Source organism: Caulobacter vibrioides, from assembly GCF_002858865.1.
Lineage (GTDB): Bacteria > Pseudomonadota > Alphaproteobacteria > Caulobacterales > Caulobacteraceae > Caulobacter > Caulobacter vibrioides.
This window is the reverse complement of sequence record NZ_PJRR01000013.1, coordinates 181,294-194,917: the sequence shown is the minus strand read 5'-3', so window position 1 is coordinate 194,917 and position 13,624 is coordinate 181,294. Positions and strand designations below refer to the sequence as shown.

The following is a 13,624-nucleotide window of genomic DNA, read 5'->3' as shown; positions in this document are numbered from 1 at the left end:
TGGCCCCTCTAGTCATGGTCGTCACGCCATGCGATCGCGCGGCGAACCCCTGCCGGCTGGAGGCCGCATGAAGACCCTCGCCTTTGTTGCGCTCGCCCTGGCCGGGATCAGCTGGGGGCTTGGGTTTCCCACCGGCAAGCTGATCCTGCGCGAGACCGATGCGGCCCATATGGTGCTCTTGCGCTTCCTGGTGGCGGCGGTGGCGGCCGCGCCCTTCGCGCTGCGTCGACCCGAGGTCCGGGCGCTGTTCCGCTCGCCGATCGTGCTCCTGGCCGGCGCGCTCTACGGCGTGGCGTTCCTGGTTCAGTTCGAGGGTCTGGCCCATGTCAGCGTCACGGTCGCGGCCCTGCTGGTGGGCGCCATGCCGGCGCTGATCGCGGTCAGCGCCCGGGTGCTGGGCGAGAAGGTCTCGCGCCTGTCCTGGGCGGGCGTGGCCGCAGCGACCCTGGGCGCAGCCCTGATCGCCGGAAAGCCTGACGGCGCCAGTTCGCCGCTGGGCGTGGCCCTGTCGATCGCGGCGCTGTTCCTGTTCCTGACCTGGCTGCTGGTGCTGCGCCGCGCCCCGCCCGCGCCCAATCCGATGGCCATCCCGGCGGTGTCGATCATCGTCGCCGCAGTGGTCGTCCTGCCGATCGCGCTCATCATGCACGGTCCACCGAAGCTGGCGCTCAGCGCGCCGGCCTGGACCGCGATCGTGGCCCAGGGCGTCGTGGCCACCCTGCTGGCGACCGCCGCCTGGCAGTACGGCGCCGCCCAGGTCGGGGCCGCCAGCGCCGGGGTGTTCATCAATATCGAGCCGCTGATGGGCGCGGCCTGCGGCGTCCTGCTGTTCGGCGACCACCTGACCGCCGCCTTGTTCGCCGGCGGCCTGCTGATCATTAGCGGCAGCTTCGCGGTGGTGATGGGCGAGCGGCAGGCCAAGCCCGGCGACCTCCAGGCCACCGTCGCGCCGACGCCGTAAAAGCTGTCATCCCGGCTCTGCGCGCTTTGCGCTTAGCCGGGATGACAGTCTATCGGCTCAATCCAGAGCGTTGCGGCAGGCTGCGCCCATGGCGAGCGGGGTCAGCGCGACCGCCCCGGCGCTGTAGGCCAGCAGGAGCAGCAGGCCGCCGGTCCAGGGCAGGCCGGCCGCATAGCCGTCCAGGGCGCCGGCCCCGAAGATCACCGGCGGCGCGAACAGCGGCAGCACGATCACGGCGACCAGCAGGCCTCCGCGCTTGCTCCCCAGCGCCAACGCGGCGCCCAGACCGCCCAGGAAGGCGAAGGCGAGGCCGCCGGCGAGGGCGCACAGCACCAGCAGCGGCATGACCTTGGGGTCCGCGCCCAGCATCAGGGCCGCGACCGGCGCCGCCAGGGCCAGCGGCGCGCCGGTCGCCAGCCACTGGGCCAGGCATTTGGCCACGGCTACAGCCTCCAGCGGCGCGGGGCCCATGGCGAGCAGGTCGAGCGTCCCGTCCTCGTAGTCACGCTCGAACAGGCGCTCCAGCGACAGCAGCGCCGCCAGGGCCAGGGCCAGCCAGGCGATGCCCGGGGCGATGGCGGCCAGACGCTCGGGCGCGCGGCCGGACGCCATGGGCAAGAGCACGACGACGCAGGCGTAGAAGGTCAGGGCCAGCAGCGGGCCGCCGCCCTTGCCCCAGGCCAGGGCCAGCTCGCGCCGCAGCAGGATTCCGAACGCCCTCATGCGCCGACCTCCACGCTGCGGGCCGGGATGGGCAGGGGATCGTGGACCGAGGCGAGGATCATGCCTCCGCCGGCGATATGTTCGGCCATCACCGCGCCGAACGCCGCGCGTTGGCCCGCATCCAGCGGGGCCATCGGTTCGTCGAGAAGCCAGAGCGACCGCGGGCTGGCGGCCAGGCGGGCCAGGGCCAGGCGCCGACGTTGGCCGGCGGAGAGGCGGCGCACCTCCAGATCCAGCAAGCGGCGCAGGTCGAATCGCTGGGCGGCGGCGCGGGCGCTGTCCTCGGTTCCGCCGGTCCACAGGGTCTGGAAGCATAGCTCCTCCCAGGCCGTGCGGCTGGACTTCAGACCATCCTGGTGACCCAGCATGTGCAGATGTTCGGCGCGGGCGGTGTCCGCCTCGACCGGGCCGTTCGCGTCCTCGAAGGCGATCGAACCGGCGGCCGGGCGCAAAAGGCCCGCCACGGCGCGCAAAAGGCTGGTCTTGCCCGCGCCATTTCGTCCCACCAGGGTCGCGGCCTCGCCGGCGCGAAGTGTCAGATCCAGCTTGGAAAACAGCGTTCGCTCACCGCGCGAAATCGCCAGATCCTTAATGAGAACAGCTCTCAACACGCCAAGACCCCGCACGTGACATGGACGTTGGTCGACGGCGGCGCTAAGAAGCGGCCGGTCGCCCCCCTCCAGTCGTTCAGGGTGGTACGCGGCGCGGAGGCGGAACCTGTGTGTCCCTTCCGATCTGCGCGTGATTCCGGGAGTGGTTTTCGGGCGGCCGTGGACAGAGAAGGATCCTTGAAAATGGCGTCTGTGGACAGCCTCAAAGCCCGCCGCGAGCTCAAGGTCGGCAAACAGTCTTACGTCTATTACAGCCTTCGCGCCGCCGAGGAAGCCGGTCTTGCCGACGTTTCCTCGCTGCCGGTCTCGATGAAGGTGCTCCTCGAGAACCTTCTGCGTAACGAGGACGGCGTCTCGGTCAATGAAGACGACCTGAAGGCGGTCGCCGCCTGGCTCAACAACAAGGGCTCGGTCGAGCACGAGATCAGCTTCCGCCCCGCGCGCGTGCTGATGCAGGACTTCACCGGCGTTCCCGCCGTCGTCGACCTGGCCGCCATGCGCGACGCCATGGTCGCCCTGGGCGCCGACCCGGCCAAGATCAACCCGCTGAACCCCGTCGACCTCGTGATCGACCACTCGGTGATGGTCGACAACTTCGGCGACGCCAAGGCGTATGACGCCAACGTCAAGCGCGAGTACGAGCGCAACATCGAGCGTTACCGCTTCCTGCGCTGGGGCTCGTCGGCCTTCAACAACTTCCGCGTTGTGCCGCCCGGCACCGGCATCTGCCACCAGGTGAACCTTGAGTACCTGGCCCAGACCGTGTGGACCAACACGGTCGACGGCGCTGAAGTCGCCTATCCCGACACCGTCGTCGGCACCGACAGCCACACCACCATGGTCAACGGCCTGGCCGTGCTGGGCTGGGGCGTGGGCGGCATCGAGGCCGAGGCCGCCATGCTGGGCCAGCCGATCCCGATGCTGATCCCCGAGGTTATCGGCTTCAAGCTGACCGGCGCCATGCCGGAAGGCGCGACGGCCACCGACCTGGTGCTCACCGTCACCCAGATGCTGCGCAAGAAGGGCGTGGTCGGCAAGTTCGTCGAATTCTACGGCGACGCCCTGGCCAATCTGACCCTGGAAGACCAGGCGACCATCGCCAACATGGCTCCGGAATACGGCGCCACCTGCGGCTTCTTCCCGATCTCGGCCGCCACCATCGCCTATCTGAAGGGCACCGGCCGCGCCGCCGAGCGCGTCGCGCTGGTTGAAGCCTACGCCAAGGAGCAGGGCCTGTGGTGGGAGCCCGGCGTCGCCGAGCCGACCTTCACCGACACCCTGGAACTCGACCTGTCGACTGTCCTGCCGTCGCTGGCCGGCCCCAAGCGTCCGCAGGACCGCGTGCTGCTGTCGGACGCCGCCGCCAAGTTCGCCGAGTCGCTGGCCGGTGAGTTCGGCAAGGCCGAAAACCCCGAGCTGCGCGCCCCGGTGGAAGGCGAGGACTTCGACGTCGGCCACGGCGACGTGGTTATCGCGGCCATCACCTCGTGCACCAACACCAGCAATCCCTCGGTGCTGATCGCCGCCGGCCTCTTGGCCAAGAACGCGGTCGCCAAGGGTCTGAAGGCTAAGCCGTGGGTGAAGACCTCGCTGGCCCCCGGTTCGCAGGTGGTCACCGACTACCTGGCCAAGGCCGGCCTGACCAAGCACCTCGATGCGCTCGGCTTTAACCTCGTGGGTTACGGCTGCACGACCTGCATCGGCAACTCCGGCCCGCTGCCGGAAGCCATCAGCAAGACGATCAACGACAACGACCTGGTCGCCTGCTCGGTGCTGTCGGGCAACCGCAACTTCGAAGGCCGCGTGAACCCGGACGTGCGCGCCAACTACCTGGCCTCGCCGCCGCTGGTGGTGGCCTACGCCCTGGCCGGCAGCCTGAAGATCGACCTGGCCACCCAGCCGATCGGCCAGGACAAGAAGGGCAACGACGTCTACCTGAAGGACATCTGGCCTTCGAACGAGGACATCGCCGCCCTGCAGCGCAAGGCGATCAACGAGAAGATGTTCGCCACCCGCTACGGCGACGTCTTCAAGGGCGACAAGAACTGGCAGGGCATCAAGGTGACCGGCGGCCAGACCTACGCCTGGGAAGCCGACTCCACCTACGTCCAGAACCCGCCCTACTTCCCCAACATGTCGATGACGCCGGCTCCGGTGACCGACATCGTGGAAGCCCGCATCCTGGCCGTGTTCGGCGACTCGATCACCACCGACCACATCAGCCCGGCCGGTTCGATCAAGGCCTCCAGCCCGGCGGGTAAGTTCCTGATCGACAACGGCGTCGAGCCGGTGGACTTCAACGGCTATGGCGCGCGTCGCGGCAACCACCAGGTGATGATGCGCGGCACGTTCGCCAACATCCGGATCCGCAACCGCATCACCCCGGACATCGAAGGCGGCGTGACCAAGCACTTCCCGACCGGCGAAGTGATGTCGATCTACGACGCGGCCATGAAGTACCAGGAAGAAGGCCGCCCGGCGGTCGTCTTCGGCGGCAAGGAATACGGCACCGGTTCGTCGCGTGACTGGGCCGCCAAGGGCACCAAGCTCCTGGGCGTCCGCGCGGTGATCTGCGAAAGCTTCGAGCGCATTCACCGCTCGAACCTGGTCGGCATGGGCGTGCTGCCGCTGCAGTTCGTCCAGGACGGCTGGCAGAAGCTGGAGCTGACCGGCGAGGAGATCGTCTCGATCCGTGGTCTGACGGATCTGGCGCCGCGCAAGCAGCTGATCGTCGAGCTCTACCGCCCGACCGACGGCCGCATCGCCCGCTTCCCGGTCCGCTGCCGCATCGATACCCCGACCGAGCTTGAGTACTTCAAGAACGGCGGCGTGCTGAACTACGTGCTGCGGAACCTGGCCAAGGCCGACTAAGCCGCGCGTTCAAGCGACCCGAAAAGGCGGCCGGTCCCTCACAGGGGCCGGCCGTTTTCGTGTGTAGGGCGAACTGACAACGATGTCGGATCGCTTTCTCCCCATATGACGCCGCTATTCACGGCCTCGTGAACGGCTAAGCGGGGCGTTCTTGGCTTAAGTGCGCTCAATGCGTAAGGCCGCCCTTTCCCTGTTCAGCCTGGTTTTGTCCGGCGTCGTCGCCACCCTGTCGTGGGGGGGTGTCGCGTGGGCTCAAAAGCCGCCCGTGGTGGTCGAGCTCTTTACGGCTCAAGGCTGCTCGTCGTGCGGCAAGGCCAATCAGGTCGCCGCGGACCTCGCCAAGCAGGACGGGGTCCTGGCCCTGACCTATGCGGTCGACTATTGGGACTATCTGGGCTGGAAGGACACCTTCGCCAAGCCGGTCTTCGCCGAACGCCAGCGCGCCTACGCCAAGAAGTTCGCCCTGCGCGACGTGCCCACCCCGCAGATGGTCGTGGCCGGCCGTGTCCAGGCTTCCGGGACCAAGGCCGAAGCGGTCGAGGACCTGGTGAAGACGGCCGCTCGCGCCCGCCTGAACCCGCCGGACATGCAATTCATCGGCGCGGCCCGCGTCGCGGTCGGTTCGGGCCCGGCCCCGCGTGGCGGCGGCGAGGTCTGGCTGGTGCGTTACGACCCGCGCGAGCAGGACATCGCCATCAAGCGCGGTGACAACAAGGGCCAGACCCTGGTTCACCGCAATGTCGTCCGTGAGCTGGTGAGGTTGGGTCCCTGGGCCGGCAAGCCCAAGCTCTATCGCCTGCCCGCCGCCAATGACGCTGATCTGGTGACGGTGGTGCTGGTCCAGGGCGCCAAGGGCGGCCGGATCCTGGGCGTCTTGCAGAGCGCCGGCGAAGCCAAGCGCTGATCCCGAAAAGCGGGCAAGCAAAACCCGCGCGGCTGGAGGGGACGAGCCGCGCGGGTCCTTTGCAAGCCGAAGACGACCGCTTGTTTGACCGGGAGGGCTGGGGGGGCTGGTCAGGACCCGGTCCGGTCGCTTTCGACCCTTCTTTTATCGTGGCCCAACCGGGCGGGGGATCGACCAAAACAAGGTCGTTTCACGGCGGAGCGTGGCCGTCTCGTGGCGGGGCGGCCGATAACGCGCGAAAAAGCCCGCGCGGTGGGGGTGGTCCGCGCGGGCTCATCTCGGGGAGGGGATATAGGTTTGTCGGCTGACCGGCCCATGATCTGGGGGGCTGGGGGGGCTGTTCAGGATCCTGGACCACAGGGTCTCCGATCAGCCGACATTGATCTTATCGACCCGCAAACAGGCGGGCGAAGGACCGAATTAAGGTCATATCGAGGCGTTGCATGACGATGCCGCAGCAAATCCGGCGAGCGTGACCGTCGCGACACGGATAGTTCCAATCGCCTCGTTTATCGCTAGATTCCAAGGATGGCCCTGGAGTCCTCATCCGCGCCCCACGGGGGCGTCGTCTTCTTCGAGCGGCGCGAGCTCGACCAGTTGATGCGCCTCTACGGTCGCATGGTGGCGGCCGGGGAGTGGCGCGACTACGGCATCGCCGGGCTATCCGAGAGCGCCGTCTTCTCCATCTTTCGCCATGCGGCCGAGGCTCCGCTCTACCGGGTGGAAAAGCGTCCGGCCCTGGCGCGCAAGCAAGGGGCGTGGGCCGTCTATGGCCAGGGCGGCCAGATCCTCAAGCGCGGCCATGAGCTGACCCAGGTCTTGCGGGTCTTTGAGAAGGGCAAGTTCGCGGTCATCGACTGAACCGCCGAGCGAGCGGCCAAGAAAAAGCCCCGGCGGTGATCCGCCGGGGCTTTGCGTCATCGCCAGGCGATGAACGTCTTCGTCCTACTCGCGGTTGCCGCCGAAGAACGACAGCAGGAACTGGAACAGGTTGATGAAGTTGATGTAGAGGCTCAGCGCGCCGAAATTGGTCGCCACCGCCATGGACGCGCGGTCGCCGCCCATTTCGTAGTAGGTCATCTTCAGGCGCTGGGTGTCATAGGCGATCAGGCCCGAGAAGATGAGCACGCCCAGCACATTGATCGCGAACAACAGGGCCGGGCTCTTCAGGAAGATGCTGACGATCGAAGCGACGATCAGGCCGATCACGCCCATCATCAGGAAGCTGCCGAAACCGGTCAGGTCCTTCTTGGTGGTGTAGCCGAACAGGCTGAGGCCGCCGAAGGCCGTGGCGGTCACGAAGAAGGTCGCCGCGACCGACTCGCCCGTGTAGCGCAGCATGACCGAACCCAGCGAAGCGCCGATCAGCGAGACGATCGTCCAGTACAGCGCGCCAGCGGTTTCAGGCTTCGGATTCCGCATCGCGAAGCCGGCGATCAGCATCAGCACCAGCGGCGCGAAAGCCACCACCATATAGAGCGGGGTCACGCCGGCGAGGCGGCCGCCCTGCACCACGAACAGCAGGTCGCGGACGGCCGGGACAGACGAGGTGGCGTAGGCGAGCGCGCCCGAAACCACCAGACCCAGCGCCACCTTGTTGTAGACGCCGAGCATGAATTTGCGCAGGCCGGCGTCAACCGACATGTCGGCGCGATCCGCCGGGATCGAGCGCGCATAGCCGCGGTTGAAGTCGTTCATCGAAAAAGCCCTTGAGCTAGGCGTCCACCATGGACGCTCCCCAAATATCGTGTGTCCTGCGTCGTCGCGCAATCCCCCTTCGCGTGCGTTCATGGTATGCGTTCGCGAAAGCGGCGGCGGCCTCCCTTTCCCTACGGTCCATCTTGCGAGACGCGCGCAGCCCCTCCTACAACGCAGGCTCTGCGCAAAAGGGGCATCGCTCATGGAATACGCCAAGCTGGGCCGATCGGACGTGATGGTGTCGCGTTGTTGTCTGGGCACCATGACCTGGGGCTCGCAGAACACCGAGGCCGAGGCCCATGAACAGATGGACTATGCGCTCAGCCGTGGGGTCAATTTCTGGGATACCGCCGAGCTCTACGCCAGCCCCCCAAACCCCGAGACCCAAGGCCTGACCGAGACCTATATCGGTTCCTGGCTGCGCAAGACCGGCAAGCGCAGCGAGATCGTGCTGGCCTCAAAGGTGGCCGGCCAGGGCGCGGCGTTCGGCGGCCTGCCCTGGCTGCGCAAGGACGGCGCGGTCACCCGCCAGACCAAGGCCCAGATCGACGAGGCGGTCGAGGGCTCGCTGCGTCGCCTCGGGACCGACTATCTGGATCTTTATCAGCTGCACTGGCCCGATCGTCGGGTGCGGGTGTTCGGTGGCCAGACCTACAAGGACTACAGCCTCGAATTCGAGCGCTTCGGCGACATCCTGCTGGCGCTGGACGCCCATGTGCAGAAGGGCAACATCCGCCATGTCGGGGTCTCGAACGAGTTTCCCTGGGGCGTGATGCGCTTCCTGTCGGAGAGCGATACGCGCGGCCTGCCGCGCATCGCCTCGATCCAGAACGCCTACCACCTGGCCAACCGCACCTTCGAGTATGGCCTGGCCGAAATCGCCATGCGCGAGCAGGTGGGCCTCCTGGCCTACTCGCCCCTGGCCCAGGGCCAGCTGACGGGCAAGTACCTGGACGGCGCCCTGCCGCCGGGCTCGCGCAAGGCGCTCTACGATCGGATGCAACGCTATGAGGGCCCCGGCGCGATCGAGGCGTTCCGCAGCTATGTCGACCTGGCCCGCGCCCATGGCCTCGACCCCGCTCAACTGGCGCTGAAGTTCTGCGACGCACGCCCGTTCGTCACCGCCACCATTATCGGCGCCACCTCGATGGATCAGCTCAAGATCAATATCGACGCCTTCGATATCGCCTGGACCGACGAGCTGGAAAAGGCCGTCGACGCCATCCACCTGCGTCACCCCAATCCCTGCCCGTAGGCGCGCCCGCGACATGATCCGTCTCTTCACCGCCATCGCCATCCCGCCGCAGATCGGCCAAGGCCTGCTGCCGCGGCAGGGCGGGATCGAGGGCGCGCGGTGGCGGCCTCTGGAGGCGTTTCACATCACCCTGCGCTTCGTCGGCGATGTCGCCGAAGACCTCGCCGCCGATCTCGATGAAGCGTTGGCCGAGATCACCGCGCCCGCCTTCGACCTCGAGTTGGCCAGTGCGGGTCATTTCGGTGAGGGCGCGGACATCCACGCGGTCTGGGCGGGGGTGGACGAGAGCGCGCCCCTTCGCCAGCTGCAGAAGAGCCATGAGCGCGCGGCGCGGACGGCGGGTCTGAAGCCGGAGAGCCGCCTCTATACGCCGCACGTGACCCTGGCCTATCTGAAGCGGCCTTCGGTTCCCGAGGTCGGGGCCTGGCTGCAGGCCAGCAACCTGCTGCGCTCGCCCTCGTTCAGGGTCGATCGCTTCGGCCTCTATTCCAGCTGGCAAACCCGTGAGGGCTCGGCCTATCGGCTGGAGCGCGAGTACCTGCTCGACGTCTGATCAGGCTGCGGCGTGGTCCTTCAGCACGCCTAGCGGCACCACCGCCAGCATCTCCTCGTGCGTCGCCTCCAGCACGACCTGCGGCGCCATGCCGGCGTCCAGCGCCTCCTTCCACCGTCCGGCGCAAAGGCACCAGCGGTCTCCCGGCTTCAGGCCGGGAAAGGCAAGGTCAGGGCGCGGCGTGGAGAGGTCATTGCCCTGGGCCTTGGAGAAGGCCAGGAAATCGCGGGTCATCACGGCGCAAACCGTGTGCAGGCCCAGATCGTGCGGGCCGGTCTCGCAACAGCCGTTGCGATAGAAGCCGGTCACGGGGTCGAGCGAACAGGGGACCAGTTCCTGGCCCAGCACGTTCTTGGCGTTCTTGTCATAGCGGGTGGTGGTCATGGCCCGATCCTGCGCTCCCGACGGACCAGCGACAAGCCGGCTCCCCGTGGCGATGATTTCGTTGGAAAGGCTTTTGCTGCGTCGCAGCACTGCTAAGGTCGCGACAAAGCACAAAAGACTGCAGGGGAGTTTCAATGACCACCGCCCAAGCCAATCGCCCGCGCCGCAGCGCTCTCTATATGCCCGCTTCCAACGCCAAGGCGGTCGAAAAGGCGCGCACGCTCGACGCCGACGTCATTATTCTGGACCTGGAAGACGCCGTGGCGCCCGAAATGAAGCCGGCGGCGCGGGAGGCGGCCGTGGCGGCGGTCAAGGCTGGCGGTTTTGGCCCGCGCGAGGTGGTGATCCGGGTCAACGGGCTCGATACGCCCTGGGGCGCCGATGATCTCGCCGCCGCCGCCGAGGCCGGGCCTGACGCGGTGCTGGTGCCCAAGGTCAATGATGCGGCTGACGTGCGGCTGTACGACCAGCACCTCAGCGCCGCCCCGACCAGCACGCGCCTGTGGACCATGATCGAGACGGCGAAAGCGGCCTTCCATCTGTGGGAGATCGCCGAGGCCGCGCACAGCACGCGTCTCTCGGCCTGGGTGATGGGCGTCAATGATTTCGCCAAGGAGATGCGGGCCCGCCAGACCCCGGATCGCGCGCCGTTCCTGCCCCTGCTGACCCTGTCGGTCGCGGCCGCCCGGGCCCACGGGCTGATGATCCTGGACGGCGTGCACAACGATATCGAGGACCTGGCGGCCCTGGAGGCTGTCTGCGTGCAGGGCGTCGATTTCGGTTTCGACGGCAAGACGCTGATCCATCCCAAGCACCTGGAGATCTGCAATCGCGTGTTCTCGCCCTCGCCCGAGGACGTGGCCTGGAGCCATGCGGTGATCGCGGCCTTCAATGCGCCCGAAAATGCGGGCAAGGGCGCGCTGCGGGTCGACGGAAAGATGGCCGAACGCTTGCATCTGGCGCAGGCAGAGCGTCTTGTCGCGGTGGCGCAGGCCATTTCGGGACGATCGGCCCAAGGTTAGGCGGCCCAAGGTTAGGCGGCGGTTGAAGGTTTCTATGCGGGCTATCGTTCTTTCCGTCGTCCTGGTCGCCAGCCCCGTGCTGGCGCAGCAGCAGACTCCGGCGATGCCCCCGCTCTCGGACTATGTGCCGACCTTTGGGACGCAGAGCGCCCGACCGGCCGCGCCGACCCCGCCAGGGCCCGAAGCGCCGGTGAGCACGGCGCCTCAGGCCGCGCCGCCGGGCGTCGATCCCACCCAGGCGCCCGAAGCCCTGGACCCCCTTGCCGACCTGATCGCTCAGAGCGCTCAGACCCTGGACGAGGAGGCGGCCGAGACCGCCGCTGCCCCGGCGCCGCGCCGGCGCGGCCGCATCCTGCCAATCCCGCCGCCCGAGCCTGAGGCCCCGACAACCCCCGGAGCCTACCTGACGACCGCTCAGATCTATGAGCTCAGGGTCAAGGGCTCGGTCGCGGCGGCGCAGAACCTGCAAGGTCCGCTCGACGGGAGCTGGAAGGTCACCGACGCCGATGGCGCAGAGCTTTACGCTTTGCAGATCGTCGACAAGGCCGGCGGCGCGAGCGAACTGGAAGGCGCCTGGCGCGACGTGCGGCGGCCGGGGTCCGTAGGCTCGACAGGCCTGATCGATGACCTGCGACAAGAGGGCGATCAGATCATCGCCCGCTTCAGCCCGCGTGGCGGTGCGTCCGCCGTGCTGACCCTGCGTCCCGCCGGATACGAGGCCTGGTCCGGCGAGCTCTACGAGAACGGCGCAAGCGTCGGGGTCCAGGCCGAACGGATCCTGCCGCAGGCGCCGCCGGGATACGAATCGCCCGGACGGGGGCCCTATGTCTGGCCGCCGCGCGTCGCCGCCAGCCGCCCGGCGCCCGCCGCCAAGGCCGTCTGCTCGACCAAGGGCAAGAAGGGCAAGGCGCTGAAGGCCGCCAAGGCCAAGTGCGCCGCCGCCGCCAAGAAGTCCAAGGCCTCGGCCGCCAAGAAGGGCAAGTCCAAGGCCACCGCCGCGCGCAAGGGCAAGGGCAAGGCGACGGCGGCCAAAAAAGCGCGCTAGAGAGTCGCGCTAGAGAGACAGGGCCTTGCGGGCCGTCGCGATCGTCGCCTCGCGGATCGCCTCGTCATAGGCCAACGCGGGGCTATGGCCCCAGACAGGCCCGGGCCAGGCGGGATCATCGCCCCGCCGCCCCACCACATGGACATGCAGCTGGGCGGTGACATTGCCCAGAGCGCCGATGTTCAGCTTATCGATCCGGAGGCCTAGCAGGGCTCCAACCGCGCGGACGGCTGATCCGGCGCGGATGGTCTCTTCCATCAGCTGGGCGCGCTCTGCGGGGGTCAGGTCCTCGAGCTCTCGCAGGCCCGGCTGGCGCGGAATCAGCACCAGCCAAGGATAGCGGGCGTCGTCCTGCAGCCGGACCTCGCACAGCGGCAGGTCGATCACCGCGTGCGAGGTCGCGACGAACGCCGGGTCGAGCTGGAACTCAGCCACGCTTGGGAACCGCCGCCCAGTAGTCGAAATCCAGGATTACGGCCGGGTTGTAGGCGCCCTCGGCGTCCTTGTCCGGGAAGTCGTCGCAGGGGCGGTCCTTGGTGGCCACGAGGCGCAGACGCAGAGCGCCGACGGCGCCGAGGTCGGCCTTGTCCAGCACCTGGCTCCAGGCGAACACCGTGCCGCCGGCGAAGAACGGGGCGACGTGCCGCCCGCCATTGATCGCCAGGATCAGGCCGGCGTTCTGCAGGCCGTTGAACGACAGCGCCTTGGCCGTGGAGATCACCACCCCGCCATAGACCAGACGCCTGCCGGACGGATCCTTGGCGCGCTCGAACTGGTTGAAGTGGACCTTGGCGGTGTTCTGCCACAGACGCGTGGCCATCTGGTGCTCGGCTTCTTCGACCGCCATGCCGTCGACATGGTCGATCTTCTCGCCGATCGCATAGTCCTCGAAGGCGTGCGGCGCACCGGCCAGCGCCCAGTCATAGCCGGAAAAATCGAGGCCTGGCGGCAGCACGAGGTCAGCCGGAGCGACCGCGCCGGCCAGGGACGGAACCGCCTGTTCGGCGACCTCGGCTTCGGCGTCGCGCTTGCGGACCATCACCCAGCGCACATAGCTCAGCACCGGCTCGCCACGCTGGTTTACGCCGGTGGTGCGGACATAGACGACCCCGGTCTTGCGGTTGGAGTTCTCCTTCAGCCCGATCACGTCCGAGACGGCGCTCAGGGTGTCGCCCGGGAACACCGGCGCCAGGAATCGGCCCTCGGCGTAACCGAGATTGGCCACGGCGTTCAGGCTGATGTCGGGCACCGTCTTGCCGAACACCACATGGAAGGCGATCAGCGGGTCGACCGGGGCGGACATAAGGCCGCACCCCTGCGCGAAGGCGTCCGACGAAAACAGCGAAAACCGGGGACCGTAGAGGGCGGTGTAGAGCGCGACGTCCCCCGCCGTGACCGTGCGCGGGGTGGCGTGAACCAGCCTTTGCCCCAGTCGGAAATCCTCGAAATAGTTTCCGGGATCGGTCTTGCTCATCGTGCCCCTCGCCCCTGGCGCCGCTTATCGTTGTTCACGCATCTTTGCCGCAGTGCAGCGAAACGGGAAAGGGGGCTTGAGGCTGGGCCGCTACGGGTCTAGACCGCGCCCCGAGATTCCACT

The 13,624-nt window shown here is 67.9% G+C and carries 14 protein-coding genes; 8 read left to right on the top strand and 6 right to left on the bottom strand.

The window, feature by feature from the left end:
- The first annotated feature begins 67 nt into the window (after positions 1-67).
- Positions 68-961, top strand: coding sequence for a DMT family transporter (locus CVUC_RS09155; RefSeq protein ID WP_164468249.1), 894 nt, complete (start codon positions 68-70; stop codon positions 959-961).
- A gap of 57 nt (positions 962-1,018) precedes the next feature.
- Here the strand turns inward: CVUC_RS09155 and ccmB are convergent, their stop codons facing one another.
- Together ccmB and ccmA are read right to left on the bottom strand one after the other, a co-directional pair.
- Entirely contained in the window at positions 1,019-1,684 is a 666-nt protein-coding gene (gene ccmB / locus CVUC_RS09150) for a heme exporter protein CcmB (RefSeq protein ID WP_010921496.1), read from the bottom strand.
- The gene (gene ccmA / locus CVUC_RS09145; protein WP_096034639.1) at positions 1,681-2,295 is read right to left on the bottom strand and encodes a heme ABC exporter ATP-binding protein CcmA; all 615 of its coding nucleotides are present in this window, start codon (positions 2,293-2,295) and stop codon (positions 1,681-1,683) included. The genes ccmB and ccmA overlap by 4 nt, the downstream gene beginning before the upstream one ends.
- 183 nt (positions 2,296-2,478) lie before the next feature.
- On the opposite strand from ccmA, the gene acnA reads away from it, so the two are divergent.
- The 3 genes from acnA (at position 2,479) to CVUC_RS09125 (ending at position 6,931) form a co-directional block, all read left to right on the top strand.
- Positions 2,479-5,166, top strand: a complete 2,688-nt coding sequence (gene acnA / locus CVUC_RS09140) for an aconitate hydratase AcnA (protein WP_096034638.1) — start codon at positions 2,479-2,481, stop codon at positions 5,164-5,166.
- A 169-nt stretch (positions 5,167-5,335) separates the two neighbouring features.
- Entirely contained in the window at positions 5,336-6,070 is a 735-nt protein-coding gene (locus CVUC_RS09135) for a DUF1223 domain-containing protein (RefSeq protein ID WP_024265989.1), read from the top strand.
- A 528-nt stretch (positions 6,071-6,598) separates the two neighbouring features.
- Positions 6,599-6,931: a DUF2794 domain-containing protein gene (locus CVUC_RS09125; protein ID WP_096034637.1), complete on the top strand. Its 333-nt coding sequence runs from the start codon at positions 6,599-6,601 to the stop codon at positions 6,929-6,931.
- A gap of 84 nt (positions 6,932-7,015) precedes the next feature.
- Here the strand turns inward: CVUC_RS09125 and CVUC_RS09120 are convergent, their stop codons facing one another.
- Entirely contained in the window at positions 7,016-7,768 is a 753-nt protein-coding gene (locus tag CVUC_RS09120; protein ID WP_015923334.1) for a Bax inhibitor-1/YccA family protein, read from the bottom strand.
- Between the two features lie 202 nt (positions 7,769-7,970).
- Here CVUC_RS09120 and CVUC_RS09115 point away from each other — a divergent pair, with 202 nt between their 5' ends.
- On the top strand, positions 7,971-9,023 hold the full coding sequence (locus CVUC_RS09115) for an aldo/keto reductase (RefSeq protein WP_096034636.1): 1,053 nt from the start codon (positions 7,971-7,973) through the stop codon (positions 9,021-9,023).
- A 13-nt stretch (positions 9,024-9,036) separates the two neighbouring features.
- Positions 9,037-9,576 carry an RNA 2',3'-cyclic phosphodiesterase gene (gene thpR, locus CVUC_RS09110; protein ID WP_096034635.1) on the top strand — a complete coding sequence of 180 codons (540 nt, stop codon included), beginning with the start codon at positions 9,037-9,039 and terminating at the stop codon, positions 9,574-9,576.
- On the opposite strand, the gene CVUC_RS09105 is transcribed toward thpR, so the two are convergent.
- Positions 9,577-9,960 (bottom strand): DUF2237 family protein, encoded by a 384-nt coding sequence (locus CVUC_RS09105; protein ID WP_096034634.1) that lies wholly within the window; start codon positions 9,958-9,960, stop codon positions 9,577-9,579.
- Between the two features lie 134 nt (positions 9,961-10,094).
- Here CVUC_RS09105 and CVUC_RS09100 point away from each other — a divergent pair, with 134 nt between their 5' ends.
- Both CVUC_RS09100 and CVUC_RS09095 read left to right on the top strand, forming a co-directional pair.
- Positions 10,095-10,982: an HpcH/HpaI aldolase/citrate lyase family protein gene (locus CVUC_RS09100; protein WP_010921486.1), complete on the top strand. Its 888-nt coding sequence runs from the start codon at positions 10,095-10,097 to the stop codon at positions 10,980-10,982.
- The gene (locus CVUC_RS09095) at positions 10,864-12,027 is read left to right on the top strand and encodes a hypothetical protein (RefSeq protein WP_233279821.1); all 1,164 of its coding nucleotides are present in this window, start codon (positions 10,864-10,866) and stop codon (positions 12,025-12,027) included. Before CVUC_RS09100 ends, CVUC_RS09095 begins: the two co-directional genes overlap by 119 nt.
- Positions 12,028-12,036: 9 nt before the next feature.
- On the opposite strand, the gene CVUC_RS09090 is transcribed toward CVUC_RS09095, so the two are convergent.
- Both CVUC_RS09090 and CVUC_RS09085 read right to left on the bottom strand, forming a co-directional pair.
- Positions 12,037-12,462: an HIT family protein gene (locus tag CVUC_RS09090; protein WP_096034632.1), complete on the bottom strand. Its 426-nt coding sequence runs from the start codon at positions 12,460-12,462 to the stop codon at positions 12,037-12,039.
- Positions 12,455-13,501 carry a MaoC family dehydratase gene (locus tag CVUC_RS09085; protein ID WP_096034631.1) on the bottom strand — a complete coding sequence of 349 codons (1,047 nt, stop codon included), beginning with the start codon at positions 13,499-13,501 and terminating at the stop codon, positions 12,455-12,457. The genes CVUC_RS09090 and CVUC_RS09085 overlap by 8 nt, the downstream gene beginning before the upstream one ends.
- Positions 13,502-13,624: the final 123 nt, after the last annotated feature.